This window comes from Pedobacter sp. L105 (genome assembly GCF_009765875.1).
In the GTDB taxonomy this organism is placed as follows: domain Bacteria; phylum Bacteroidota; class Bacteroidia; order Sphingobacteriales; family Sphingobacteriaceae; genus Pedobacter.
In genome coordinates this window covers 316,766-341,679 of the sequence record NZ_LMUP01000004.1, presented here as the reverse complement: position 1 = coordinate 341,679, position 24,914 = coordinate 316,766, and the positions used below count along the sequence as shown (strand labels likewise).

At 40.8% G+C, this 24,914-nt stretch carries 14 protein-coding genes; 4 read left to right on the top strand and 10 right to left on the bottom strand.

Translation table 11 applies throughout. The annotated features are described in order from the left end of the window. Positions 1–128 precede the first annotated feature (128 nt). Complete coding sequence (locus GSQ84_RS06580) at positions 129–662, top strand: redoxin domain-containing protein (protein ID WP_158796464.1); 534 nt, start codon at positions 129–131, stop codon at positions 660–662. A gap of 41 nt (positions 663–703) precedes the next feature. On the opposite strand, the gene GSQ84_RS06575 is transcribed toward GSQ84_RS06580, so the two are convergent. Both GSQ84_RS06575 and GSQ84_RS06570 read right to left on the bottom strand, forming a co-directional pair. After that, a complete protein-coding gene (locus GSQ84_RS06575; RefSeq protein ID WP_158796463.1) occupies positions 704–1,624 on the bottom strand; it encodes an AraC family transcriptional regulator in 921 nt (306 codons plus the stop codon). A gap of 12 nt (positions 1,625–1,636) precedes the next feature. Next, complete coding sequence (locus tag GSQ84_RS06570) at positions 1,637–2,542, bottom strand: NAD(P)H-binding protein (protein WP_158796462.1); 906 nt, start codon at positions 2,540–2,542, stop codon at positions 1,637–1,639. Between the two features lie 385 nt (positions 2,543–2,927). On the opposite strand from GSQ84_RS06570, the gene GSQ84_RS06565 reads away from it, so the two are divergent. Next, the gene (locus GSQ84_RS06565) at positions 2,928–6,428 is read left to right on the top strand and encodes a glycosyl hydrolase (protein WP_158796461.1); all 3,501 of its coding nucleotides are present in this window, start codon (positions 2,928–2,930) and stop codon (positions 6,426–6,428) included. Further along, the gene (locus GSQ84_RS06560; protein ID WP_158796460.1) at positions 6,425–7,633 is read left to right on the top strand and encodes a glycoside hydrolase family 99-like domain-containing protein; all 1,209 of its coding nucleotides are present in this window, start codon (positions 6,425–6,427) and stop codon (positions 7,631–7,633) included. Before GSQ84_RS06565 ends, GSQ84_RS06560 begins: the two co-directional genes overlap by 4 nt. A gap of 3 nt (positions 7,634–7,636) precedes the next feature. Here GSQ84_RS06560 and GSQ84_RS06555 read toward each other — a convergent pair whose 3' ends face one another. Further along, entirely contained in the window at positions 7,637–7,930 is a 294-nt protein-coding gene (locus tag GSQ84_RS06555; protein ID WP_158796459.1) for an AraC family transcriptional regulator, read from the bottom strand. Between the two features lie 101 nt (positions 7,931–8,031). Between GSQ84_RS06555 and GSQ84_RS06550 the strand changes: the two genes are divergently transcribed. Then, the gene (locus tag GSQ84_RS06550; RefSeq protein ID WP_158796458.1) at positions 8,032–8,439 is read left to right on the top strand and encodes a TolC family protein; all 408 of its coding nucleotides are present in this window, start codon (positions 8,032–8,034) and stop codon (positions 8,437–8,439) included. Positions 8,440–8,532: 93 nt separating this feature from the next. Here the strand turns inward: GSQ84_RS06550 and galB are convergent, their stop codons facing one another. The 7 genes from galB to GSQ84_RS06515 all read right to left on the bottom strand — a co-directional run bounded on the left by galB (position 8,533) and on the right by GSQ84_RS06515 (position 24,842). Further along, entirely contained in the window at positions 8,533–10,968 is a 2,436-nt protein-coding gene (gene galB, locus GSQ84_RS06545; protein WP_158796457.1) for a beta-galactosidase GalB, read from the bottom strand. Positions 10,969–10,977: 9 nt separating this feature from the next. Then, entirely contained in the window at positions 10,978–12,936 is a 1,959-nt protein-coding gene (locus GSQ84_RS06540) for a hypothetical protein (protein ID WP_158796456.1), read from the bottom strand. A 368-nt stretch (positions 12,937–13,304) separates the two neighbouring features. Beyond that, positions 13,305–15,119: a glycoside hydrolase family 2 protein gene (locus tag GSQ84_RS06535; RefSeq protein WP_158796455.1), complete on the bottom strand. Its 1,815-nt coding sequence runs from the start codon at positions 15,117–15,119 to the stop codon at positions 13,305–13,307. Between the two features lie 67 nt (positions 15,120–15,186). Continuing rightward, positions 15,187–17,136: a hypothetical protein gene (locus GSQ84_RS06530; RefSeq protein WP_158796454.1), complete on the bottom strand. Its 1,950-nt coding sequence runs from the start codon at positions 17,134–17,136 to the stop codon at positions 15,187–15,189. Between the two features lie 123 nt (positions 17,137–17,259). After that, complete coding sequence (locus tag GSQ84_RS06525; RefSeq protein WP_158796453.1) at positions 17,260–19,986, bottom strand: sugar-binding domain-containing protein; 2,727 nt, start codon at positions 19,984–19,986, stop codon at positions 17,260–17,262. Between the two features lie 145 nt (positions 19,987–20,131). Further along, positions 20,132–23,467: a DUF5107 domain-containing protein gene (locus tag GSQ84_RS06520; protein ID WP_158796452.1), complete on the bottom strand. Its 3,336-nt coding sequence runs from the start codon at positions 23,465–23,467 to the stop codon at positions 20,132–20,134. Positions 23,468–23,483: 16 nt separating this feature from the next. Continuing rightward, the gene (locus GSQ84_RS06515) at positions 23,484–24,842 is read right to left on the bottom strand and encodes a sugar porter family MFS transporter (RefSeq protein ID WP_158796451.1); all 1,359 of its coding nucleotides are present in this window, start codon (positions 24,840–24,842) and stop codon (positions 23,484–23,486) included. Positions 24,843–24,914 lie beyond the last annotated feature (72 nt).

Below are 24,914 nucleotides of genomic sequence, written 5' to 3'. Positions count from 1 at the left end.
TAAATGTACCATATATCTTGTTCATTAATTTTTTATTCGACGGGTGATTTTGTTGTGATTTTGATATTAATGTATGAAAGCTTTACTAAAAGTCTTTCTGTCTATTATTTCAATTTAAATAAAAAATCATGAGTATTCAACTTTCACAAGTAGCCCCATTATTTAATATTCCGGATGTGGATGGCAAGATCGTTAGCCTGGATCGATATAAAGGTCAAAAAGTATTGTTGACTTTTTACCGTAACGTCGGTTGCCCGATATGCAATTTGCGATTTCATGAGCTGGAAAAACAGTCCGCTTTTTTCAGGTCGAAAAAATTGGCGCTCATTTCTATTTATGAGAGTACAAGTGAGAATATGAGAAAATTTCTTGAAGGGGAAAGTTATTATTCAGTAATGATACCAAATCCCGACCTCAGCCTTTATAACAGGTATCAGGTAGAAAAAAGCACAGGCAAGTTTTTTAAAAGCATGCTCCATGGTATAGCCGGAAAAGTTAAAGCCGGGAAAGCACTCTTTAAGGAAAAAATTGCCATAGACGGTAGTTTCAACAGAGTTGGTGCGAGTTTCATTATTGACGAACAGGGAAAGGTTCTGTTATCTTACTACGGCAAATATGTAGGTGATGAACTTCCCCTAAGCGAAATAAAAAAAGTAATATAATGAATAATCTGCTCGGAATAATAAAGGTGATTATTACGCCGTCAATTAAAAGAGAGTCTGAATTCCAGAGGGGCAAGATTGGTTTTTGTCTTGAATAACTTATTGAAAGATTGCGGATGTTCAAACCCCAGTTCATAAGCAATTTCGCTTACTGAAAGATCGGTGGTGGATAATTTTTCTTTGGCTTTCCCGATCAATTTTTCATGAATGTGCTGCTGTGTATTCTTACCTGTCAGATCTTTAAGCAGTCTTCTTAAATAATTAGGTGACAGGTTTAATTTTTCTGATATGAATTGAACAGTTGGAAGCCCTTTCATAATTAAGTTTTCATGCTCAAAATAATCGTTTAGCAGACTTTCTAAGCGCTCCAGAATTTGATGATGCATTATTTTACGGGTGATAAACTGACGTTGATAAAATCTTTCGGAATAATTCAGCAATACTTCCAGTTGGGAAATAATAATGCTTTGACTTAATTTATCAATATTTGATTGGTACTCTTGCTGGATATTCTCTATAATACCTTTTAAGGTCGTTTCTTCTTTTTCTGAAAGGAACAAGGCTTTATGTACCGAATAATCAAAGTATTCGTATTGTTTAATGGTTTTGGCCAACGGTGTGTTCCAAAAACAATCAGGATGAATGAGTAACATCCATCCTGATTGTTTTATTATTTTATTTTTCTCCGGCTCAATTCCGAATACCTGATTGGGTGAAATAAAAAACATTACACCATTGTCAAAATCATAATCCAACTGACCGTATTTCAATTTTGCATTCAAGCCTCTTCTGATAGCAATATAATAAAAATCACATACATAATTTTCCATTCGGGTTTCTGATGAACATTCTACGGAACTGTAATCTATTATGCTTATTAACGGATGCTGAGGTTGTGGAAAACCCTTTAACCTGTGAAACTCGCTAATAGTTTTTACGCTGCGTGTTTGCTTGCCTGCCATATTACAAGATAGTTATTGTTGATCAAATACTTTCGCAAAATCTTTTGCAAAGTCCTTAAATTTTACTTTACCCAAAACCGGCTTATGGCGGTAATAATCTTCAAACACTATACCGCCGCGGTGAGATGCGTACATCTCTGCCAGACCTTTACAGATTTCTGTATTATAACCGGCACCCAACATTCCATTTAGTAATTGTTCATCCGAAATAATAAGCCATTTCAAATCTGGTTTACCAATGGCCTCGCCAATCGTTTTTGCTATCTCATTGGGTGAAATTTCTTCGCTGGCTATATAACGGATTTCTTTTCCGTTAAAGGGCAATTTCATTTCTTCTGCAATGGTAGCGGCAATATCTAATGGTGATACCCATGGTTCTTTCTTGTCACCTCCATAACTTGAAACAAATGCAGATCTTTCTTTGATATGATGAATTGACATGAAAAGATTGGTGTAAAAAGATGCAGGACGCATAAATTTAATAGACACCTCATCAGGAAGTTGCCTTAAAATATGCTCCACATCATGATGAACAACAAGAGAGCCGAATCCTTTTGGCGCATGTGCGCCGAAACTGCTTAAATGTACAATACGCTTTAGCCCCGACCGCTCAATAGCTTCTTTATAATTATAGCCAATTTGCCGCATACCGGCATTAAAGTCAATGGTGTTATCTGATAAACTGCCTATACTTTCCCATGCTTCCATCAAATAAACAATATCCGCTCCTTTAAAAGCTGCTGATAAGAAATCTATATCCTGCATGCTCCCGATCGCCGCCTTTGCACCTAATGCTTCGATAGCTCCCTGCCGATCAGCCTTGCTGCTGATAACGGTTACCAAATGACCTTCCCGTACTAATTCCTGTGTAAGCGGTTTTCCGATGTTACCTATAGAACCTGTTATTACAATTTTCATATCTCTATTTTTTTTAATGCAAATTTCTGCATCCGTTATCAAGTGTAAGTAGCCAAAAAGTGCTTTATTGTAGCTTAAACGTTCCTGTTTATTACCTGAAAAACGTTTCACGTCTATATTTCCGAATTAATATATTGATGTTCTAATTCCAGAACAATTCGACCATATCAATTCTCTGATTATTAATTAAACATTTTTAAAAATGATAACACTAAACGATGCTCTAAATCATATGGAATCGTTTGGTGAAGGCCATCCTGAAAATCGGATTTAGGTTAGTATAATGCAATATTTTTCAATAAAAGCCAGGGAATGTTGTAATTCTTTAGTTTTATTCGAATATTGAATATAACCAAATCTGATTTTCAGTTTAGAATGATCCAGTATGATGAAAATTCTCTTTGCCTTTACATTTTTGCTACTCATCAGCATTTCAACGCCCTCAATTGCTCAATCCGAATTAAAAGCAGGCTTTTCGAACCCACCTGCCTCAGCAAAAGCCGAAACATGGTGGCATTGGCTTGATGGCAATGTTTCAAAAACTGGCATCACTTCAGATCTCGAGGCTATGAAACGTGTCGGAATAGAAAAGGCAGAAATATTTAATGTTTCTTCAGATTATCCACAAGGCCCGTGCCTTTATATGAGCAAAGAATGGTTAGACATGGTTTATTTTGCAGCCATTGAGGCAAAGCGATTAAACATGCACCTGGGCTTTCATAACAGCGCCGGATGGTCGTCAAGCGGCGGCCCGTGGATTAAGCCAGAATTTGCGATGCAAACTGTGGTATATAGCCAGACTCAATTGAAAACCGGAATAAAGTTTGATCACCGGCTGCCACAGCCTTTAACAAAATTCAATTATTACAAAGATATCGCTGTCCTTGCGTTTCCAACCCCAAAAGGAAACTTTCGGATTCATGATCTGGAGCTTAAATCACTATCAGGTAACCTGTTCAAAACAAATGTCGAGCCCGAGAAAAGACATGTTCCGGATTCGGCTTCAATTGCAAGATCAACAATTATTGACCTGACGTCAAAACTTTCTGCCAATGGAGAATTAAACTGGAACCCGCCAGCCGGAGAATGGACGATACTAAGAATAGGCCATACGCCAAATGGAACAGAAAATCATCCCGCAGTAGCAGGTGGAAAAGGATTAGAATGTGATAAAATGAGCAGCACAGCACTTGACGCTTATTGGGCAGGCGGAGTTAAACCAATACTGGACAAACTTGGCCCCCTTGCAGGTCTCGTAGTGACGGATTGTTTAGTTGATAGTTATGAAGTAGGCTGCAATAATTGGACGTCCGCTTTTCGGGAAGAGTTTAAAAAAAGACGCGGGTACGATTGCTTAACCGATTTACCAACGTTAGCAGGGTATTATGTGGAAAGCAACGATGCTACCGAACGGTTTCTCTGGGATTTTAGAAAAACAATAGGGGATCTTATTGCTGATAAATATTATGGACACTTTAGTGAGTTATGCCACGCAAACAAATTGAATTTTTGCGTAGAACCGTATGGAGGGCCATTTGACTCGCATGCATCAGGCTCGCGGGCCGATGTGGTAATGGGTGAATTCTGGCTGACTAAACAGTTGTTTTTAGAATCTCCACGGATGGCAGCATCTATAGCACATATCTATGGAATTCCAGTTGCGGGGGCAGAATCATTTACGGGCTTCGGCGGCTGGACCAATTTCCCCGCTACAATGAAACCTGTAGGAGATAAAGTATGGGCCGAAGGTATTAACCGCTTTATTTTTCACTCTTATGTACATCAGCCCTGGAACTATGCGCCTGGTTTAACAATGGGCGGTTATGGCATTGAATTAAACCGGATGAATACCTGGTGGGAACAAAGTAAGCCCTACTTCGCTTATGTAGCACGTTCACAATTTTTATTACAGCAAGGGCATAGTGTGGCAGACGTCCTTGTGTTTACCGGAGAGTCTGAGCCAAATAATGGAATTATCAGAACAGACATAAAAAACACTGGTTATGATTATGATCAGATTGGTGCAGATGCATTTTATTCACTGAAGGTGATAAATGGCCAATTATTTACACCACATAGCGGGCCATACAAGATGCTCGTTTTGCCGGATACAAAGTGGGCCACCCCCGAATTATTGCTTAAAGTGAAATCACTTGTTGATGCGGGCGCCATGGTGGCGGGTTCCCAGCCGGAGAAATCTCCGAGCCTATTGGGTTATCCGCAATGTGACAGTCAGGTATCAAAACTCGCATCAGAGCTGTGGACGGAGAAAATTAAATCTAAAACATCGGCTGCCGATATCGCTCATTTTTTGTCGGATGCACATGTTCCGCCTGATTTCGGGGCGAGTGGAACGGGTAGCGACCTGATCTTCATTCACCGCATTTACGACAACAAGGATATTTACTTTGTGGCAAACCCACAAAATTTCGCCAGGACTGAATCTTGCCGGTTCAGAATATCCGGCAAAGTCCCTGAGCTTTGGGATCCCGAAACCGGTTTGATTACCGATATTCCTGTTTGGAAGCAATTGCCCGGCAATATTATTGAAATACCTGTTTCCTTTTCATCCCATGAATCTGTCTTTGTTGTTTTCAATAAATCCGCTGACTTGAATACCCATTTCACCCAAGTCAGCTATAAAATTGAATCCCAAAAGGCGAAACCTTTACCCGGACTTCGAATTGTTAAAGCAGAATATGGAAAATTCCTTCCCGAAGGTATAGTTGACGTTACCCCAGTAGTAAACAATAAGATTTCGAAAAACGGATTACATTTTTCTGCCGGAAATTGGCTGTCGGCCTCTGATCCGGCTCCCGGCTCGTTAAAGGAATTGAGACTATTATACTACATTAACGGTCAGACTCACACCGCAACATTGCTGGAAAATGAAGAGTCAAATTTAAGCGAGGATACCACCGGTTTTAAGCTTGTTCGTGCTCTATATGGAAAATTTGGTTCGGATTTTAATGAAATACCGGTTGACAATCCGGTTTATAATGTTAAAGACAAAATTAAGGAATTGGTGAAATCAGGAAGATATACCTTTATCGTAACAGATAGCTTATTTAATGAAACATCGAATGTTAAAGATAAAGAAAATGAACTGCACCTGACTTACGAGACTGATAATGAATCTTTTGACCTGGAAGCTGGAAATGGTCATAAGGTAATTCTGGAAGAACAACAGCCTAAACCAAAACTATCATATGCGAATAATACCATAACGTTACTAACCCCATCACCAGTAAAATTTACTTACCTCACAAATCTGGGTGAAAGAAAATCTGTTGCTGTACAAAAGGTATCAGGCCCGATAAACATCACCGGGCCGTGGAATGTGACTTTTTCACGCATTAGGGAGCAACGCATTGATACTACCTTTAAACGGTTAACGTCTTGGTCGTTATGCTCTTCTGGATATATTCGGTATTTTTCCGGTACGGCGACTTATAAAAAGGATATAGTTCTCCAAAAAGATCTGCTTAGGCCAGACAATTTAGTGGAGCTTGATCTTGGCAGTGTAAGAGAAATGGCTCAAGTATTTTTAAATGGAAAGGATCTGGGGATTTTATGGAAAGCACCGTTCACCATGGAAATAGGCAAATACCTGCATGCGGGGACTAACCATTTGGAGATCAAAGTGACAAACTTATGGAAGAACCGCCTTATCGGAGATGAACGCTTTCCTGATGATCAACGCACAAATAACGAAAACAAATGGCCAGACTGGATTTTGGATTCAACAATTCATCGTAATTCGAAAAGAATGGCGTTTACTTCACATAAATATTATAACAAAGATTCTGAATTACAATTATCCGGGCTACTGGGACCGGTCGTGTTAAGATCTTATAAACGTATAAAAATTACAAATACAAGATGAGAACAAAAAACAAACAGTTTTTTCTAGGGCTTTTTGCCACAAGTGTTGTATTAATTACAGGAATAATTCCAATATATGCACAGCAACCTGTAAACCATTACGATGTTGCAGCTTACGTGTGGCCTGCTTATCAGCCTGATCCGAGATTTAAAGACATCGGCGTATTTAAGGACGGAAAAGGAGAATGGGAAAGTATATACAGTGCCAAGCCGAAATTTGCAGGCGATAAGCAACCGGAAGTACCGCTATGGGGTTACGTTAATGAGGCCGACCCAAAAGTGATGGAAAAAAAGATTGACGCGGCTGTATCCCATGGCGTAAACGTGTTTATTTACGACTGGTATTGGTATGATGGAAAACCATTTTTAGAAAACGGGATAGACAAGGGGTTTTTAGGTGCGAAAAACAGGAATAAAATGAAATTTTATTTAATGTGGGCCAATCATGATCATTCCAGTTACCTGGATAATACAACTGACGACAAAAGTAAAATATATTGGCATGGCGGGATTGACAGACCTACCTTTAACATAATGATAGCGCATATCATTAAAGATTATTTCAGCCAGCCAAACTATTATAAAATCAATGGGGAGCCGGTTATCAGTATTTATGAACTGGCAACATTCATTAACGGGATGGGCGGCATACAACCAGCTAAAGACGCGCTGGCGTATTTTACACAAAAAACAAAAGAAGCAGGTTTCCCTGGTTTGCATTTACAAGGTGTTTTATGGGGGGCAATACCCAAAGGCATTTCGGCAGTGCCGGGTGATTCAAGTGTCACACAAAATAATACAGTGTTAGAGCTGGGCTTTAAAAGTCTCACAAATTATCAATGGTGCCATTACGTGCCACTTGACAGATATGATAGATGGGGCACTAAAGCAATAGAAGGCTGGGCTAAGTTTAGCAAAGAGTTTACCGTACCGTTTTTCCCGCATGTATCCATAAGCTGGAATAATAACCCGCGCTTTCCGAAAGCTTTACAAGGTATGGTTACTGATGCTAACCCTGCAGATTTTAAACGCTTCTTATTACAGGCTAAAGAGTATGTAGACAGCCATCCAAATCAGCCAAAGTTAATAACTATTAATGCCTGGAATGAATGGGCGGAGGGTAGTTATCTTGAACCGGATAAGGAACATGGTTATGGTTATCTTGACGCAGTGAAGGAAGTGTTTGGAAGTGGCAAATCCAAATAATTTTTAAAAATGTACTTTATATTGACTTGGGTTCATGCCCGTATGCCGCTTAAAAAATTTACTAAAAAAAAACTGGTCGCTAAAATTAAGGTACTCAGCTACTTTTGCAACGGATTGCCCCATGTCTTCTAACAAAATCTTGGCTTCGGTAATTACCAACTCATCAATCAATTCGCTACAGGTTTTATTGGTAATTTCCTTTAACGTTTTGCTTAAGTGTTTAGGTGTAATAAACAAAGTGTCTGCATAAAACTGAACCCCTCTTTCTTCCCTGAAATGAGAATAAACCAATTTCACGAAAGATATTACAATATTTTCCTTACGGCTAAGTTTTGCAGATTCACCTGGCCGGTGCTTTCTTAGAATGCCTGCCCGCTCAACATCAGACCTATTGTAAAATGGCTCGACCGAACATATTTGCAAATGTAGTTGGCGGTTTAACACAGCCTATTTTTAACAATGGGCTTAACAAGCAACGGTTGCGGGTAGCTAAAGCTCAATATGAACAATATGTGCTCACCTTTCAGCAAACAGTTTTAGGTGCCGGTCAAGAGGTTTCAAACGCACTCTACAACTATCAATCTGCAAAGAATAAAATTATTACCCGTAACCAGCAACTGGATGCATGGAAAAGGGCTGTTGATTATAACAGGCTGCTTCTAAGAGGCGGATATGTTACTTATACTGACGTGCTCACTTCCGAACAAGGCTATCTCTCCGCTCAGTTGAGCGGCATTGGTGATAAATTACAGCAATTAACATCTATAGTAACCCTCTATCAGAGCCTGGGCGGTGGATGGAAATAAAACAGATGATGTAAGTAATCGCCATCGAGGTGCAATTGGTAGTTATTACCGGAATTTATTTCGCACAGTAATTACACGTGAGTAAGCTAAATATTACATCTCTTTTATAATTATCATGGCCTTTTTCAATCCATCAGCGGTAGCGGTAAAAATAACATTGCCGGGTTTTTCTTTAGATTGTATAATAGCCAATGCCAAACCGTTAAACGCCTTACGATAATTAGCTTTAAAAGGGTCATGGCTAACCGGGTCACCGTTATCAACACTAGCTATGGCTGCGTTTCCGCTAATTTTGAAGTTTACCAGGTTATTTGCGTCAGGTACAAGGTTGCCATACTTATCTAAAATTTTCACAGTAATAAACGATAGATCTTTGCCATCGGCATTAATGATACCCCTGTCTGCAAGCAGTTCAATTTTTGCAGGTTTGCCTGCAGTATGTATTTCGCGGGTTAATACTATTTTCCCGTTTTTGCGGGAGACAGCCTTTAACGTACCCGGCTCAAATTTTAAACGCCACATTACATGCAGGTCATCACCGGTTTTCTTTTTTATGCCTACGGACTTTCCATTAACATACAATTCCACTTCATCCGCATTGTTATAGTAACACTTGATATCAGCTGTTTGGCCCGGCCTCCAGCTCCAATGCGGAAAAATGTGTAATACCGGTTTGCTGGTCCACTCGCTTTGATACATGTAATACACATCCTTAGGGAAACCAGCCAAGTCGATAATACCAAAATATGAGCTGCGTGAAGGCCATGAATAAGGTGTTGGCTCGCCCAGGTAATCAAACCCTGTCCAAATGAACATTCCCGAAAGGAAATCATATTTCTTTATTATGTTCCAGGTTCCTTCTTGTGTTGTGCCCCAAAACGGGCGAACATTGTCATAAGCAGATACGGTATTATCTGCATTGAACTTCCAGGGCATATTTTCCTGCGGCCAAACCCTTATACTGTCTGACGGCGTTTCATAATACCCGCGTGTGGCTAATCCCGAAGTTGTTTCGGATGCAATAAATTTTTTGCCGGGATAACGGTCATGAAATGTCGCATAGTCGATAGCATGGTAATTATAACCGATCAGGTCGACAGCACCTGATTTAATGATTTTATTAGAAGTATCCGGCTTATCATTTGCAGAGGTTATAGGTCTTGTTTCATCCAGATTATGTATGATCGCTGCTAGCTCGGGTGCTATACGCAGGGCGCTGCTATCGCATTCTTCCGGTATTTCATTGCCAATGCTCCAGATCATCACGCTTGGATGGTTACGATCACGCAAAACATGGTCATGCATGTCGCGTTTATGCCATTCTTTAAAATAAAGATGGTAGTCATATCGGTTTTTTGCCACTTCCCAGCAATCAAACGCCTCATCCATCACTATAAAACCCATTTTATCGGTAAGTTCCAACAGTTCAGGTGCCGGCGGGTTATGCGAGGTGCGTATGGCGTTGCAACCCATAGCTTTTAACAATTGTAGTTGGCGTTCCAATGCACGGTAGTTGACCGCCGAGCCTAAACTGCCCAGGTCATGGTGATTGCATACGCCTAATATTTTTAAATGCTTGCCATTTAGGGAGAATCCTTTATCCGCATCGAAGTTGAAATAGCGAATCCCAAGTGGGGTAGTATAACTGTCAACTACCAGATTATTGGCAATCACCTGTGTTACCGCTTTATACAAATAAGGATGATCAACCGACCAAAGAACAGGGGTTTTTACAGTCATAGATTGACCGGCATCAATAATAGAATCTTTTAGTTTGTCTTTTGCTACAATAAGCAAGCTATTGGCAACTGCTTTTCCGGCGACATCATAAATAAATGTTTTTAAAGTGACGGCTGATGCGCTGCCACTATTTTTCAAACGGATTTTTAAATTAACTTTTGCCAATTGCCCGTTGACTTCGGGAGTAGTGATGTAAGTCCCCCAATGATCTACAGCTATTTTATTAGTGGTAACCAGCCAAACATTGCGGTAAATACCTGACCCGGAATACCAGCGACAACTACGCTGAAAAGAATTATCAACCTTTACAGCTATGGTATTTTTACCACCGAAATTGAGGTAAGGGGTTAAATCGTATTGGAAGGAGATAAAGCCGTTGGGCCTGAAACCGAGTTGATGCCCATTGATCCATACGGTGCTATTTTGATAAACACCATCAAAATCAATATAGATCAATTTACTTTTTGCCGATACCGGCACAGTAAAGGTTTTACGGTACCAGCCTAAGCCCGCTGGCAAGGCACCACTTTCGGCAGTTGCCGGATTATTCTTGCTGAATGTGCCTTCTATGCTCCAATCATGTGGTAAATTAAGCACACGCCAATTAGCATCGGTAAATCCGGGCTGCTGTGCGCGTGGAATATCTCCCAGATGAAAACGCCAGTCTTTGTCAAAATCAACAACTGTCCTCGCATTTTGGCCAAAGCCATTCAATGTAAATAACAAGGCAATAATAAACAGGCAAAATGATTTGCACACATGGGCCTTTGGAGAAAAAGTTAATAACATTGCAGTGATTTAATGACTAGTGATAGGATCCACCTTAATATTGTCGAACAAATTACGGTTGTATGTACTTGCAATAAATGCCATTCCTATTGAATGTGAAGTGTCTGAAACGGTGGTCAATTTTTTACCATCTATAAGACCAACAATTTGGTTTCCTTTCATTTCCAGGCGAAGATGGTGCCAGGCACCAGGGTCAAACAGCTCAATTTGCCCGGATGTTAGGGTGGTGTGTTGCCAGTTAAGTTGCCACCTGCCATCGCTTGTTAAAATCCAGCGATAGCCAAGCATTCCTTTGGTATATTGCATGCCACCATAACGTCCGCCTATTTCAACATCACCGCCATCAATCAATACATCTCCTTCAATGGCATAATCTTTCCAGTTTATATCACCAAATATTGAAAATGGTTTCAACGCCCAATTGTATTGGCCAAACCACATAATTCCCTGTTTAGGAACGATCTGGGCTAAGCAGATGCCACCTTTTGGTGATTGACAAGTTTCAAAAGTACCTTTCTGATCAGAAATATACCTTGGTGTTTCTCCCGCTGAGTACGATTCAAAATTCTCTTTATAGGGGAATGGAAACGGCTTAGCCTCCGGCGGAGTGCCATGCGAGCCTTTTCTTTGCCCTGTAGTGCTGGTTAATGTATAAATCGCGTCCCCTTCCAGTTCAACTTCCACCGAGCTTTTAGTTAAACGCAATGGCTTTTGTTGAATAAATTGCTCTTTTGCAGTTGACTTCCATAAATAAACCGGCCCTTTCTTTAGCCCTTCACCGATATTGAGTCTTACTTTCTTCTTGTCCCCAGTTACTATAATAACCGACCAATCGCCGGTTTTTGGGTTCTGCAAAGCCACATGGCTGCCACGCCAGGTAGCAGTGTCAAGTTGTCCGCAGGCGCTGTCCATATATACCCATCCTGGTTCAGCAAATTGAGTGGTATGGGCCACGGCCCATATTGAGGGCCAAACCGTATAGTGGCCGCTCCATGGCTGATCGGCTTGCATGGCGCCCGTACTATACTCGGCCATTGCGTCGTACATTCCATCAATAGGGGCCCAAATTTCGTATTTGGTGATACGGTCAAGGGCATATAATTTGTTCATTAACCTCGCAAGGTATAGGCCCCCCGGTCCTCCCCATTCTTTCCCGGAATTACTCCATTCCTCGGTCGCCCACAAAGGCTTGCCCGACTGTTTTGCCTTTTCTGTTGTATTATGACTGTCTTTACGTTTTTGATCGATGTTCCAGGGCCCATGTCCGTCTACATAGTGATAGCCAATTGCGCTAAACACATTCTTGTAATCAGGATTTTTTTCAAGCTCATCAAATATTTGCCAATCACCGTTATCATCAGGGCCAATCAGCTTTACCTTTGAAAAGCCGTGGGCATCTAATGTGGGCCGCAAGGTTTTGGCCACCCAATTTAAATCGGTTCCCATTTCGTTTTGAGACGCAGACACCCAGTCTACCTCCATATGATAGTCTTTTCGGGCAACCTCCAAAAAGGAAACAAACCAGTCTGCAGAAGCTTGAGAAAAACGATCTCCAACCCAATTGGGATACGCCCAGGGAAGGCCATTCAATATGATGTTCGGGTTGCGTTTACGAGCTTCCGACATCAGCCAAAACTCATAACCCCTGGGTTTGGGGTTGGTCAATTCTTCGCGTGTGATAGCATGAGAAGGCTCACTTCCGGCTGTGGAATTCTCGCCACCGCCTATTTCAACTTTAAGGTGCTGAAAACCTGCGCCAAATTTCGGCTTAAATAAATAATCAAGAATTTCGGAACGTTGCTTTTCGGGATAATCGACTGTATTGCGGGTAGATGCGCCCGCACTCACAGCCCCAATCCCCTCAAAAACCCTTCCCTCATCAGTTGCCTTTAATGAAATGGTTGTTTGTGCCTTAAGATCCAACGTAGCAGCGAACATCAGCGCAAAGCAGAAAACTATTTTTTTCATTCGTATAAATTGTTTTTTACGTGGTATAATTTGTTTTCAACAAACAGTCAGGAAAGCTACACCGTTTTTGATGTTGAAGTTATCCTAAACTGGCTTATTCAGTCTCGTTTGTGAGCGTAGCTCATGATCGTTTCATATAAAAAAATAAGATAAAAAGATTGTTAATCGATTTTATTTACCTCAAACTTGGCTAACAAATCAATGTAAAAAAATAGACATTCTTCCGTTAAAGATGGACTTTAATACAGCCATTTTGATATCTAAAATTTAACGGTTACACCTGAATTAACTACATAATCCGCAAAACCTGCATCACCATTTGTATCAATAGCTGTAAAATCTGTCTGCCTTATATCAGAAACGCTTTCTTATTGAGACATCTTGTAGCTTTCTTTGATAACAGCTTCATTTACTGCTTTTACCTGCTCTATCTCCATTTTTTCAACAGCCCGGTCATATGTTAAAACACCGTTTATTTCATGCTCCACATCGGTTGTTTGAGTATAAACAGCCACGCTCAGTCCTTTATATTTCATCAGCTGTTCAACTTCGTCCAGCAGAAATACATATTTCTCAGTTAATCTTGCTTTGGTCGGTTCATAAGCATAAGCATTGTTAGCCACCGGCCACATGTGCCCCCGCACAAATAAACCCACACCTCCAAACTCACCCAATGATGCTGCCCGGTGTTCTTCGGGTTCCGAAGCGCCGTAAGGGCCGATATAAATATGGGTATCCACATAATCGCCATTCTTAGGGTCGCCATAAGCTTCCTGATAGGGCGGATTATTATTAAAACCCGAATTGCCGTTAACCAGTCTTGAGGGGTCATACTGCTTAACCCAATTGGTTATGTTTTTAACATCAAAAGCGCCCCAGTTTTCATTAAAAGGCACCCAGGTAATGATGGATGGCGAGTTATAATGTTCATCTATAACTGCTTTCAATTCTTTTCTAAACTCCTTTCTCGTTTTTAAAGTATCTTCATTTTGGTACCAAATTGCGGGCATATCCTGCCATACTAAAAGGCCAAGCTTATCGGCCCAATAGTAGAAACGTTGCGGTTCAGTTTTCATGTGTTTCCTAATGAGGTTGAATCCCGCATTTTTCGTAAATTCAATATCAAATTTAAGTGCCTCTTCAGTGGGGGCAGTTAAAACGCCATCCGGCCAATACCCCTGGTCAAGCAGACCAAGCTGCATGATGAACTTTCCATTGATCAGAGGTCTGGTAACACCATTAACTTTGCCTAACTTAATATCACGCATCCCGAAATAGCTTTTAACTTCGTCAGTTATCTCTCCCTGGGCATTTGTTAAGCTGATCTTCAGATCATATAAAAAAGGCTTATCGGGCGACCAAAGTTTTGGATCTTTAATGGGCAGGTAAAAGTAAGTGTCGGTTACTGATTCTGCTTGCGAAACTACTTTACTCCCATCAAGTGCTACTGCAGCAACCTTTCCTCCGCCTTCGGTTTTTACCAGCACTTTTAAACGGCTGTTGGTTAGGTCGGGGAGCAAACGGATGTTATCAATGTGAGTTTTATTTACCGGCTCTAACCATACGGATTGCCATATTCCGGAGCAGAAGGCATAATCGCCCCGCGGGCCACTTTTTCCCGACGGTACCCTGCCATCATTCAAATCCTTTGCGGCAACTACCAATGTGTTTTTGCCGGTTGTTAAAAATGGGGTAATATTAAAACTGAAAGCATCATAATTCCCGGCATGTGCGCCTACTTTATGTCCGTTTACAAATAAGGCAGCATGGTGGGCTACAGCATCAAAATGGATGATTACCTGTTTATTTTTCCAATCGGAAGGTATCTCAAAACTACGCCGATACCACATATTGATCTCTTGTTTACGCTGGATGCCGGAAAGTAAAGATTCGGGACAATAGGGAACCCTTATTTTTTCTGTTTTATCACCAAAAAAAACAGGTTTAGCCGGATCTGATGCATCAGCTGCATCTTTTCCTCCCAGGTAATCCCACTTGCCGTTGAGGCTCAGCCAATCGCTGCGCTGCAACTGTGGCCTTGGGTACTCCGGAAACGGAACAGCAGCGTCCTGGGCCGCTTTTGTCCATCGCGTTGGCAATATAGCTTGTTGGGCAAATGAACTATTAAAGCAATTAATGGAAAAGAAAAAAAAAGATAAAATGAAAATCTGGGCTTTATTCATAAGTATTATAGTTATGCGCTTTTTAAGTATAGTCAACTTAATTTTATATCTCAATGTCTGCCAAGGATTAATGATCAACCGGCTCTACCCGAATGTTGTCGAACAAATTATGATCATAAGTGCTGGCTATAAATGCCATACCTTTAACATGTGAAGTATCTGAAACTGTGGTCAATTTTTTACTGTCTATTAAGCCGGTAATTTGGTTGCCTTTCATTTCCAGGCGAAGATGGTGCCAGGCGTTAGGATCAAACTGATCGATTTGCCCGGAAGTTATCGTGGTGTGTTGCCAGTTGAGTTGCCATCGGCCGTCACTTGTTAAGATCCAACGATAACCGAGCATCCCTTTTTCATAAAGCCTGCCACCATAGCGCCCTCCTATTTCAACATCGCCGCCGTTAATCAATACATCACCTTCAATAGCGTAATCCTGCCAATTAATATCACCAAACACAGAGAATGGCTTTAGTGCCCAATTCATAAAAGCAAACCACATAATTCCCTGTTTTGGTACAATCTGCGTCAGGCAGATACCGCCTTTTGGTGATGGACAAGTTTCAAATGTGCCTTTTTGGTCAGAAAAATAACGGGGCGTGACCCCAGGCGAATAGGATTCAAAATTTTCGGTATATGGAAATGGGAATGGTTTAATTTCCGGAGGCGTACCATAAGAGCCTTTTGTTTGCCCGGTAGTACTTGTTAAGGTATAAATTGCATCTCCTTCCAATTCAACTTCTACCGAGTTCTTATTTAAGCGCAAAGGCTTTTGTTTGATAAACTGCTCTTTTGCAGTCGATTTCCATAAATAAACCGGCCCCTTCTTTAACCCTTCACCAATATTGAGTTTCACTTTTTTCTTATCTCCTGTGACTATAATGACCGACCAATCCCCTGTTTTCGGATTACGCAATGCTACATGGCTACCACGCCAGGTGGCAGTGTCAATCTGTCCGCAGGCACCGTCCATATATACCCATCCCGGTTCAGCGAACTGAGTGGTGTGGGCCAGCGCCCAAATAGCAGGCCAAACCTCGTAGTGACCACTCCAGGGCTGATCAGCCTGCATCGCGCCGGTACTTGGCTCAATAATTTCATCATAAATCCCATCAATGGGGCACCAGATCTCGTATTTTGTGATAAGGTCACGGGTATATAATTTGTTCATTAACCTTGCCAGGTAAAGCGCGCCCTTTCCTCCCCATTCTCTTCCGGAATTACTCCATTCCTCGCTGGCCCACAAAAGTTTCTCTGACTGTTTGGCTTTTTCTGTTGTATGATGGTTGGCTTTCTGATCAATGTTCCAAGGTTCACGTGCATCTACATAGTGATAGCCAATTGCACTGAATACATCCTTATATTCAGGTTTTTTTTCCAGTTCATCGAATATTTGCCAGTCACCATTGTCATCCGGGCCAATCAGCTTTACCTTTGAAAAGCCATGGGCATCTAATGTTGGGCGCAAGGTTTTAGCCACCCAGTTTAAATCGGTTCCCATTTCGTTTTGAGAGGCAGAAAGCCAGTCTATCTCCATATGATAGTTTTTCCGGGCAACCTCCAAAAAAGAAACAAACCAGTCAGCAGATGCCTGGGAAAAACGATCTCCGACCCAATTAGGAAAAGCCCAGGGAAGACCGTTCAGGATGATGTTCGGGTTACGTTTACGGGCCTCAGACATCAGCCAAAACTCATAACCCCGGGGTTTCGGGCTTGCCAATTCTTCACGCGAGATTGCATGAGATGGCTCACTGCCGCAGGTAGAATTTTCGCCACCACCTATCTCTACCTTAAGATGCTGAAGACTTGCCCCAAACTTTGGCTTAAATAAATAATCAAGAATTTCAGAACGTTGTTTTTCAGGGTAATCGACCATATTCCGTGTGGAGGCTCCGGCGCTCACAGCCCCAATCCCCTCAAAAACCCTTCCCTTGTCATTTGCTTTTAAAGAGATGATTGTTTGTGCTTTAAGATTTAACATTGTGGCGCCGATTGCCACAAAGAAGAAAATTATTTTTTTCATGTTGAAAAAATATCTAACATCAGATGATTTATAGTTGATTCTATTAATATCAAATATGGAAAAGAATTTATTATAAAAAATAGACATTGTTCTGTTAAAGATGGACTATATTATTATTAATAGTTAAAACAATGCAACCAAATCATCAGCTGTTATTTTTTGCCCCGGATGAAACTGATCGGATGATACATAAGCCAGCAGACTGGAATATAGCTGCTTGGCCTCTGGTTTGTCTATTATTCTAAGGTCGCTCATACAAATCAACAACTTACCTTTACCCAAAGCAAATTCAAATATCAACCCCAACTTGTGGTTGCGGTTGATATTATCTATTACCTGTACAATTGGACGATAATTTTTATCGGTTTTATCCAGTATGAGCGGATTACTCGAATTAATAATGCTCCACCATTGCCAATCCGTGTGAAAATCAGTAGGGAAGTACTTAAATAAAGCATGGTTGGGATTAGTTAGAATGCCCATTGTACCGGGAGATAACTTTTCCTTATCCCGATTAGCCCCTCCGTTGAACATCTCGTAATTCCAAAAGTCCGGAGTAAATAAGCCGCCGACAGAACGATCGATAATGTCCCTCTTTTGAGGAAAGAGCACTACGTTTGCACCATTTTCAATAGCTTTTATACTGGTTGAATCTAAAGAACTTCTTACCAAAACGCCATTCGGAACAGAAACATCTACTTTTGCAGGATAGACCCACAGACTATAGGTATTTTCATAATTCGTTCCCGGTAACGCAATTCTCAAAGTAAGTTTTTGAGCAGTATGTAAAATAGAAAGGTTAATATCCAAAGCATTAATACTGGCAAGTTCTCCCTGATTAATATCTTTATGTGTTTTTCCCTGCGAAATAATTTGCTCCCGGCCATCAGTAAGCTTCCATTCAACCGCTTGATTTTTTAGTAAAGCGGCGCCATAATTGGAAACTTTGATCATCGCTGTTAAATGCTCGTCATTTTTCCAGCAGTATTTTCTTGTAACCAGTAAAGGCACCACGGCATTGTTGAATTTTCTGAAATCTTCCGGGGTTATCAATCCCTTTGAATCCATAAAAGCGTCCAGTATTCCTATCAAAGCGGTACCCTGACCGGGATAATCCTGAAGATCTAACATCTGGAAGCCACCGAAGCCCTTGGTTCTTAAGGACATTTCAATGTCTGCTTTATAACAAATTACACTTAAAGACCCGGATGCACGTGAAAACTCTTTATCCAATTGACCCATCCCAGTCATATTTAACCGTTTATGAAATATTTCAAGATTGGTTGGTTTTAATACCCCGGTATATTTGCTGATTTCGTCAAAATTGGGATATACCTGATACTGGCCAATTTCGTGCCCAATAACAGGAATAGGAGATTTAGAGATGGCCGTTTCGTAGTTTTCATGAAGCGAAGGATACAACGCATTGACTGCCCCTCCTTTCCTCATGTCGGCGTAAGAAAAAGATCCCCGCACCGGTGTCGTAAATGCAGTATCAGGGTTTTTCCCTACCTGCATCGTTACCGTAAAATCCTCTCCGGGAATGTAGCCTTTTTCACCTATATAGATATTCGAGCCGAAAGCATATAAATGACGGTTATCTTTCGATTTAAAATTGTTCAACCAAACTTTCATCAATTCGGTATCACCGGTCAGCTCGTTACCTGAAGAAAGCATGACAAAACTGGGGTGGTTGCCAAATTCCTTCAAAATGTGGTTGCCTTCTTTCAATAAAAAAGTATTTAAAACAGTGTTCTTTTTATCGACATTTCCCCAAAAGGGCAATTCAACCTGCATATAGATTCCTTCCAGGTCGGCCGCCTCAAATGCTGCTTCGGGAGGCGTCCAGCTATGAAACCGGAAATGATTGATCCCATAGGATTTTGCAATGCGAAATTCCCTGAGCCACCCGGCAAGTTCCATCGGTGGATAGCCGGTTAAAGGAAAAATACAATTGTCTATGTTGCCCCGTAAGAACGTAGTGAGATTATTAATTGAAAATTGGGTACCTTTTGTCTGAAAACTCCGCATACCGAAGCGAGTTGTCCTTTCTTCTGGCGAGGCCACTTTCAGTAATTCAGCCTTTAAGCTATAAACGTTTGGTGTAAACTCACTCCATAACTGCATTTTATTGCCTAAATAATAATCAAAATGAAGTTGGTTAGCACCTGGTTTCAAGGCTATTTTAAATACTTTGCCGGGGAATCTGCCTGCACCTGCAGTGGTAGAAGCAACACTTAATTTCAGTTCACTATTTATTAAACCTGATGTTGAATTATAGAAGCTGATTTGCACCCCTACTTTTTTTTGTTTTATGTTTGGATAGGTTTGCAAATCCTTAACTTGTATTTTATTCAGCGACTGAAGAAAAACTTTACCGATTATACCATTCCAATTGGTCTGTGTGTTATCAGTCCATGCATGAGAAGATTGGATCGCGCCAGGAACAGCCCGGTTGCTGTTATCTATCAAAATATTTATGTTATGCTTTCCTGGTGTAAGCAACATCGGCAATTGATATTGTTGGCTGGTCATTAAGTTATCTGAAGCGCCCACAAATACACCGTCAATCCACACTTTAGATGGTTTCGTCCTTTCCAGATAAAGCAAGGTGCTTCTGCCTTTCCACGACGGAGGTATGATAACTTGCCTTTGATACCATGCCCATCCCTCAAAAAGGTAGGCTGACGATAACCGGTCTGTATTCGTTGTGTTGTGGTTAACAAAGCCTTTTTTGTTTTCATCAAGTGTCCCGGGCAGGAAAACGTGATCATTATAAGCAACAACAGGATGATTGTCTTTGATGCCATGCATGCCGGTATCCAGGGCTAAATCCCATTGACCAGCCAAATTAATTTGGTAGGGTGCTGATGTTTTTTTGTTTTGAGAATAACTTTTAGTAAATAACAAAAAAGAAAACAAGAACACAACGTGTGCTGTAAATATCCGTATAGTCATTGTATACACTATGTTTGATCAAATGAATTCTTATTGATTAACCGACCTCTAAAACTTGTTTGAATTTATGAATGAGGACCAAATAAATTTTAGCTCCAATATGTGAAGAGTTCTCTTTCAAAATTGAAGCTAAAACTGTAGCAGCCATCTCAAAATTCTTAAGTCCTAAATAGCCAAGCGCCCCGATAAACCGGAAATGTAAATTATTCCGTTTTTTTAAATCGTCATCAAATATGAGCAGGTCGGGAAGTGAAACGGCAAAGTAATCCAGCCTAATTTCTTCATCTTGATGAAGGTTTGAATAATCGACCAACTTATTAAAGATCTTATCCGCCTTATCGAGCTGTCCTAACTTTTCCCAGGATAGCCCTTGATAGAGTATCTTATCCGGTTGCTGATCATTATAAAACATTGCCGCACTCGGTTCCGACAGGCCATGGGTAGCCATTTGCCAATATAGCGTTGATTCTTCCTTATTATTTAACCCCTGGTACGCGCAACCCAGCCAATAAAAAATATCATTTTCCTGTGCGCCGTAAAGTTTTCCTTCACCCAGGTTTGCCGGGTAACTTTGGGCCATTTGTAATTTTAATATGGCTTCATCATACCGGTTGTTAAGAATGTCGACCTTAGCCATTTCTATCAGGGAAAAGACATATTGACCAGTTACTTTTCCTTCACCGCCTTCCCATGGGTGAAAGCTTCGGCTATTGAGTAAATTAAAAGCCTTTTCATAATCGCCTAAAAAATTGTGCAAAGCGATTACCTCTAAATAAAGGTCATCTCGCCTTAGAACAACCTCCGGATACTTTTCGAGATGCGAAAGGCGGTACTCCTGAGCGTAATTCAAGCGTTTATATAGTTGATCTAATTCCATTAAAATCCTTCCGTCAGTTGGATCAAGTTCAAAAGCTTTTTTAAATAAGGACAATGCTTTCTCAAAATCTTTTTCCTTATTAAAAGCCGCAATCGCCAGATTTCTTAATACGGTAGGAAAGGAACCATCCAACTCATACGATTTTTCCCAGGCAGATATCGCCTCGCCATATTGCCTTTTGTCATACCAAAGATTCCCTAAATAATAGCCAGCCTTTGCATCTTTTAAATTTTGTTTTTGTGCAAATTGCAATATACTTATATCTTCCAACCTATTTGGAAAACACGTTCCGGGATCTGCACCGGCGGCATGCTCAAGAAAAGAAAAGCTTATATCTGCATCCCCATTTTTAAACCAATAATAGGCTAAATAATAATTGACCATCGGGTCTGAACCATTGCCATCACCCCTATGTTTAAGGAGCGCTATCGCTTCTTCAAATAATCCTAAGGCTGCAAATTCAATGGCATATTCGATCAGATTATGCTGATTCCTTCGGCTGACTAGCAATAACCTGTCGATAATTTCTTTTGCTTTAACATCTTCATTTGTTTCGTAGTAGCAATAGTGTAATTCAAACAGAACACTGATATTAAAATGATCCCTCTTTAGGGCATACAGGGCCATATCTATGGCTTCCGCCAACCTATTCAATTTACGAAGTGTGTGTACTTTTAATAAGTAGCCTTTACCATTTCGTGCGTTTTTATCCAGCGACCAATTGATATGTTCAAGCGCGGGTTCATAGTTTTTATTAATGATGTCAATCTGTGCAATATAAAAATAAGCACTATCCTGCCACGCACCTGACCAGGTTGCTTTAAAAAATGCATCATAAGCCGCGGCCGTTTTCTGCTGATACATTAATGCTACGCCGAGGTTATAAAATGGCTCCGTATCATACGGATTTGGATTTAGGCGTGTAGCTGTTTCGATAGCGGTATGAAAATACTTTTCGCTTTTTTGGAACTGGCCTCTTCTAAGATGAAATCTGCCAAGCGCGTTATTATTTCTTGTATCTCCGGGGGCTCTTCTCAACGCTTCCTCATAGTAAGGAACAGGGCTGTACGTTGCATGGCGATATTGTTCAAGGTGAGTTCCTGTGAGGAAAAGTTCCTCTATACTATCTATTTCATCTGGTAGTAAAGCCGGTTTAGCCGGAGATGGAATTTCGTCCTGACTGTTCAGTTCTTGCTGATAACGGACGATTTCCCTGCCATCCGATTCAGTAACGGTTAATAATAAGCCGGTACTGGTGATGCCAGTGTTATCTATGATTTTGCGATATCCCTTTTCAGGCGAAATACTTAATGTTTCCCTGAGTAGCTCTATGCCCTCATGCACCAATATCACCTCAAGGTTGTTTTTAACCGAGGTCGCGAAGACGTCAATCTGTATGTTTGAGTTGGTTACGTCCAAGCCTATCAGAATATCTTTAGTCGCATTTTTTAGCATGCCTACGTTACGGTAAGGCAAAAAATATTGGGTAAATGTTTTTTCCTCAAATGGCATTATCCAGGAAAAATCCGGTTGATTATCGGTGTAAACACCCGTCATCAATTCAATGTAAGGGCCATCTTCATCTGTCAGGTTCCTGTCCCAGGCTATTCCAAAATCGCCATTCCCCCAGGTCCATTGTTTTTTACCGGGGCTTATATGGTGATCTGCAATGTGAAGCATCCCGGCTTTTTTTTCATGATCATAACCACCAACAAAGTCATAAACCGAATTAACGGCCATATAAGAAGTGGGGACCGGGATGTTTTTATAACGTGATATATCGGTACCGGGCGAATAATCAACTTTATAGTAAGTTCCGGTTGCGATGGGAAAATCAGAAACATCTCTCCTCCCATGGTCAAACACCGCATTCACATCAGGCGGAAATATAGACTGATAATAATCGTTTACGCTAAGTGCAGGGTTAGCCCACCATAAAAATGTTTGCGGAAGACTTGTCCTGTTAAAAAGTTGTGCTTTAATTTCAAGGTAGGCTTTGTCCGGGTAAAGCGTAAAGCCTGCCATACCTTTCGTATGAAACATTTTTTCAACCTCGCTAACCCACACTGTTTTACTGCCGTCCTCATTTTCTTCAACTACATAATCAATAGGATCAAAAGTACTGGGCCTGTGGTGTTGCGGCCAGTTAAACTCAATACCGCCAGATATCCAGGGCCCGCATAAACCAACCAATGCAGGTTTAATTACCTGGTTATAATAAATAAAGTGGCGCGCTGCTATTTTATCATAGGCCATGTGCACTCTTCCGCCCAATTCGGGCAAAATCATAATTTTTAGATATTTATTTTCTAAAAACAGTGCTTTATATTCCTGATCTATTTTTTCGTCGGATATTGTTTCAATAATTGGATTGGGATACACTACACCGCTGCTACCCTGATAAACCCGGTTTTCAAAAAACATCGGATTTTTATCAGCAACCCCCGTTTTATACGTAGGTATCAATATTTGCTCTTGCCAAATATCTACATTCATAATTTGCTTGTTCTTATTAATGTCCTATAAAGTTTTGCTCTAATTGTTCTAAAGTTTGGCCTTTGGTTTCTTGAACTTTTATCTTGATAAATAAAAATCCGAGGAAACAAATACCTGCGTACAGGTAGAATACATTGTAGGTTCCCAATTTTTCTGCTAAGGTTGGGAATGTGAAAACCAAAATAAAATAAGCTATCCAAAGGCTTACTATAGCTAGTGAAGAAGCTTTTCCCCGAATAGAATTAGGAAATATCTCTGAAATCACAACCCAGGTAACCGGTGCAAGCGAAATGGCATACATGCCAATTGCGAGCAACACGAAAATGGAGATTAAGCCAGTTGCCGCATGTTCTTTAAGTAAAAAAGCCAATACAACGTAAATGACGGATAAACTCAACGACCCGATCATTAAGAGCGGCCGCCGGCCTAACCTGTCAACCTGCCACATCGCTAGTAATGTAAAAACGGTATTTACTATACCGATAACAACCGTTTCAAACAACTGCCTGTCCAGGTTGGCGCCTACCGATTCAAAAATGGTTGAGGTGTAATTGAAAATTACGTTAATGCCGCAGAACTGCTGAAAAACAGCCAGCGTGATCCCTACCAATACCGCCGGTCGCACCGCTTTGGCAAAAACAGAATGACTAGTAGAACTGCCTGATAAATTTTTCGTTTTAGCGAAGTCGCTTAATGTAGCATCGACAAAATTCTGCGACCCGATTTTTATTAGAATTTTAGATGCCGCCTCTATTTTTCCGTTATTTATTAACCATCGGGGACTTTCGGGTAAAAACAAAACCCCAAGTAAAAAAAGCGTAGATGGTATTACCCCTAAACCGAACATCCACCGCCAGACATCGGGGCCTTTATCGGCCAGCATATAGTTAACCAAATTGGTTATCAATATTCCTAGAACGATTGTTAATTGGTTGATAGCAACGTTTCTGCCCCTTACGCTTGCCGGCGAAGTTTCGGCTATGTAAAGGGGGCTAAGCATAGAGGCCATACCCACCCCGATCCCCGCAGCAAAGCGCATGATAACAAACTCAGTCAGGTAATTAGAAAATGCCAAGCCTATCGATGAAATGGCAAAAATGGAAGCAGCCATTATTAAACCAGGTTTACGCCCGTATTTATCAGCAAGTTTGCCAGCTATTACACACCCAACTATACATCCTAGCGCCAATGAACCGGTTAAAAACCCCTCCCACCAGGATGACAAATGAAATTGCGCCTTTAAAAATGGCAGTGCTCCTGAGATCACTGCGAAATCAAAACCGAAAAGATAGCCTCCGAGCGCTGAAATAAATGATATCCTGAGTATATACGAATGGTTGAATTTTGGGAGCTGGTTAGTAATATTTGCGGGCATATTGCTATAGAAATTAAACGCAAAATCTCATCTGCGATTTTTTAGGTTCTGTTTTATAAAAATAGAGAATAC

Coding starts and splice junctions, on each gene's coding strand:
- GSQ84_RS06520 (WP_158796452.1), bottom strand. CDS start 23,467: ATGAATGTAGATATTTGGCAAGAGCAAATATTGATACCTACGTATAAA.
- GSQ84_RS06570 (WP_158796462.1), bottom strand. CDS start 2,542: ATGAAAATTGTAATAACAGGTTCTATAGGTAACATCGGAAAACCGCTT.
- GSQ84_RS06530 (WP_158796454.1), bottom strand. CDS start 17,136: ATGAAAAAAATAATTTTCTTCTTTGTGGCAATCGGCGCCACAATGTTA.
- GSQ84_RS06580 (WP_158796464.1), top strand. CDS start 129: ATGAGTATTCAACTTTCACAAGTAGCCCCATTATTTAATATTCCGGAT.
- GSQ84_RS06550 (WP_158796458.1), top strand. CDS start 8,032: ATGGCTCGACCGAACATATTTGCAAATGTAGTTGGCGGTTTAACACAG.
- GSQ84_RS06515 (WP_158796451.1), bottom strand. CDS start 24,842: ATGCCCGCAAATATTACTAACCAGCTCCCAAAATTCAACCATTCGTAT.
- GSQ84_RS06540 (WP_158796456.1), bottom strand. CDS start 12,936: ATGAAAAAAATAGTTTTCTGCTTTGCGCTGATGTTCGCTGCTACGTTG.
- GSQ84_RS06575 (WP_158796463.1), bottom strand. CDS start 1,624: ATGGCAGGCAAGCAAACACGCAGCGTAAAAACTATTAGCGAGTTTCAC.
- GSQ84_RS06565 (WP_158796461.1), top strand. CDS start 2,928: ATGATGAAAATTCTCTTTGCCTTTACATTTTTGCTACTCATCAGCATT.
- galB (WP_158796457.1), bottom strand. CDS start 10,968: ATGTTATTAACTTTTTCTCCAAAGGCCCATGTGTGCAAATCATTTTGC.
- GSQ84_RS06535 (WP_158796455.1), bottom strand. CDS start 15,119: ATGAATAAAGCCCAGATTTTCATTTTATCTTTTTTTTTCTTTTCCATT.
- GSQ84_RS06560 (WP_158796460.1), top strand. CDS start 6,425: ATGAGAACAAAAAACAAACAGTTTTTTCTAGGGCTTTTTGCCACAAGT.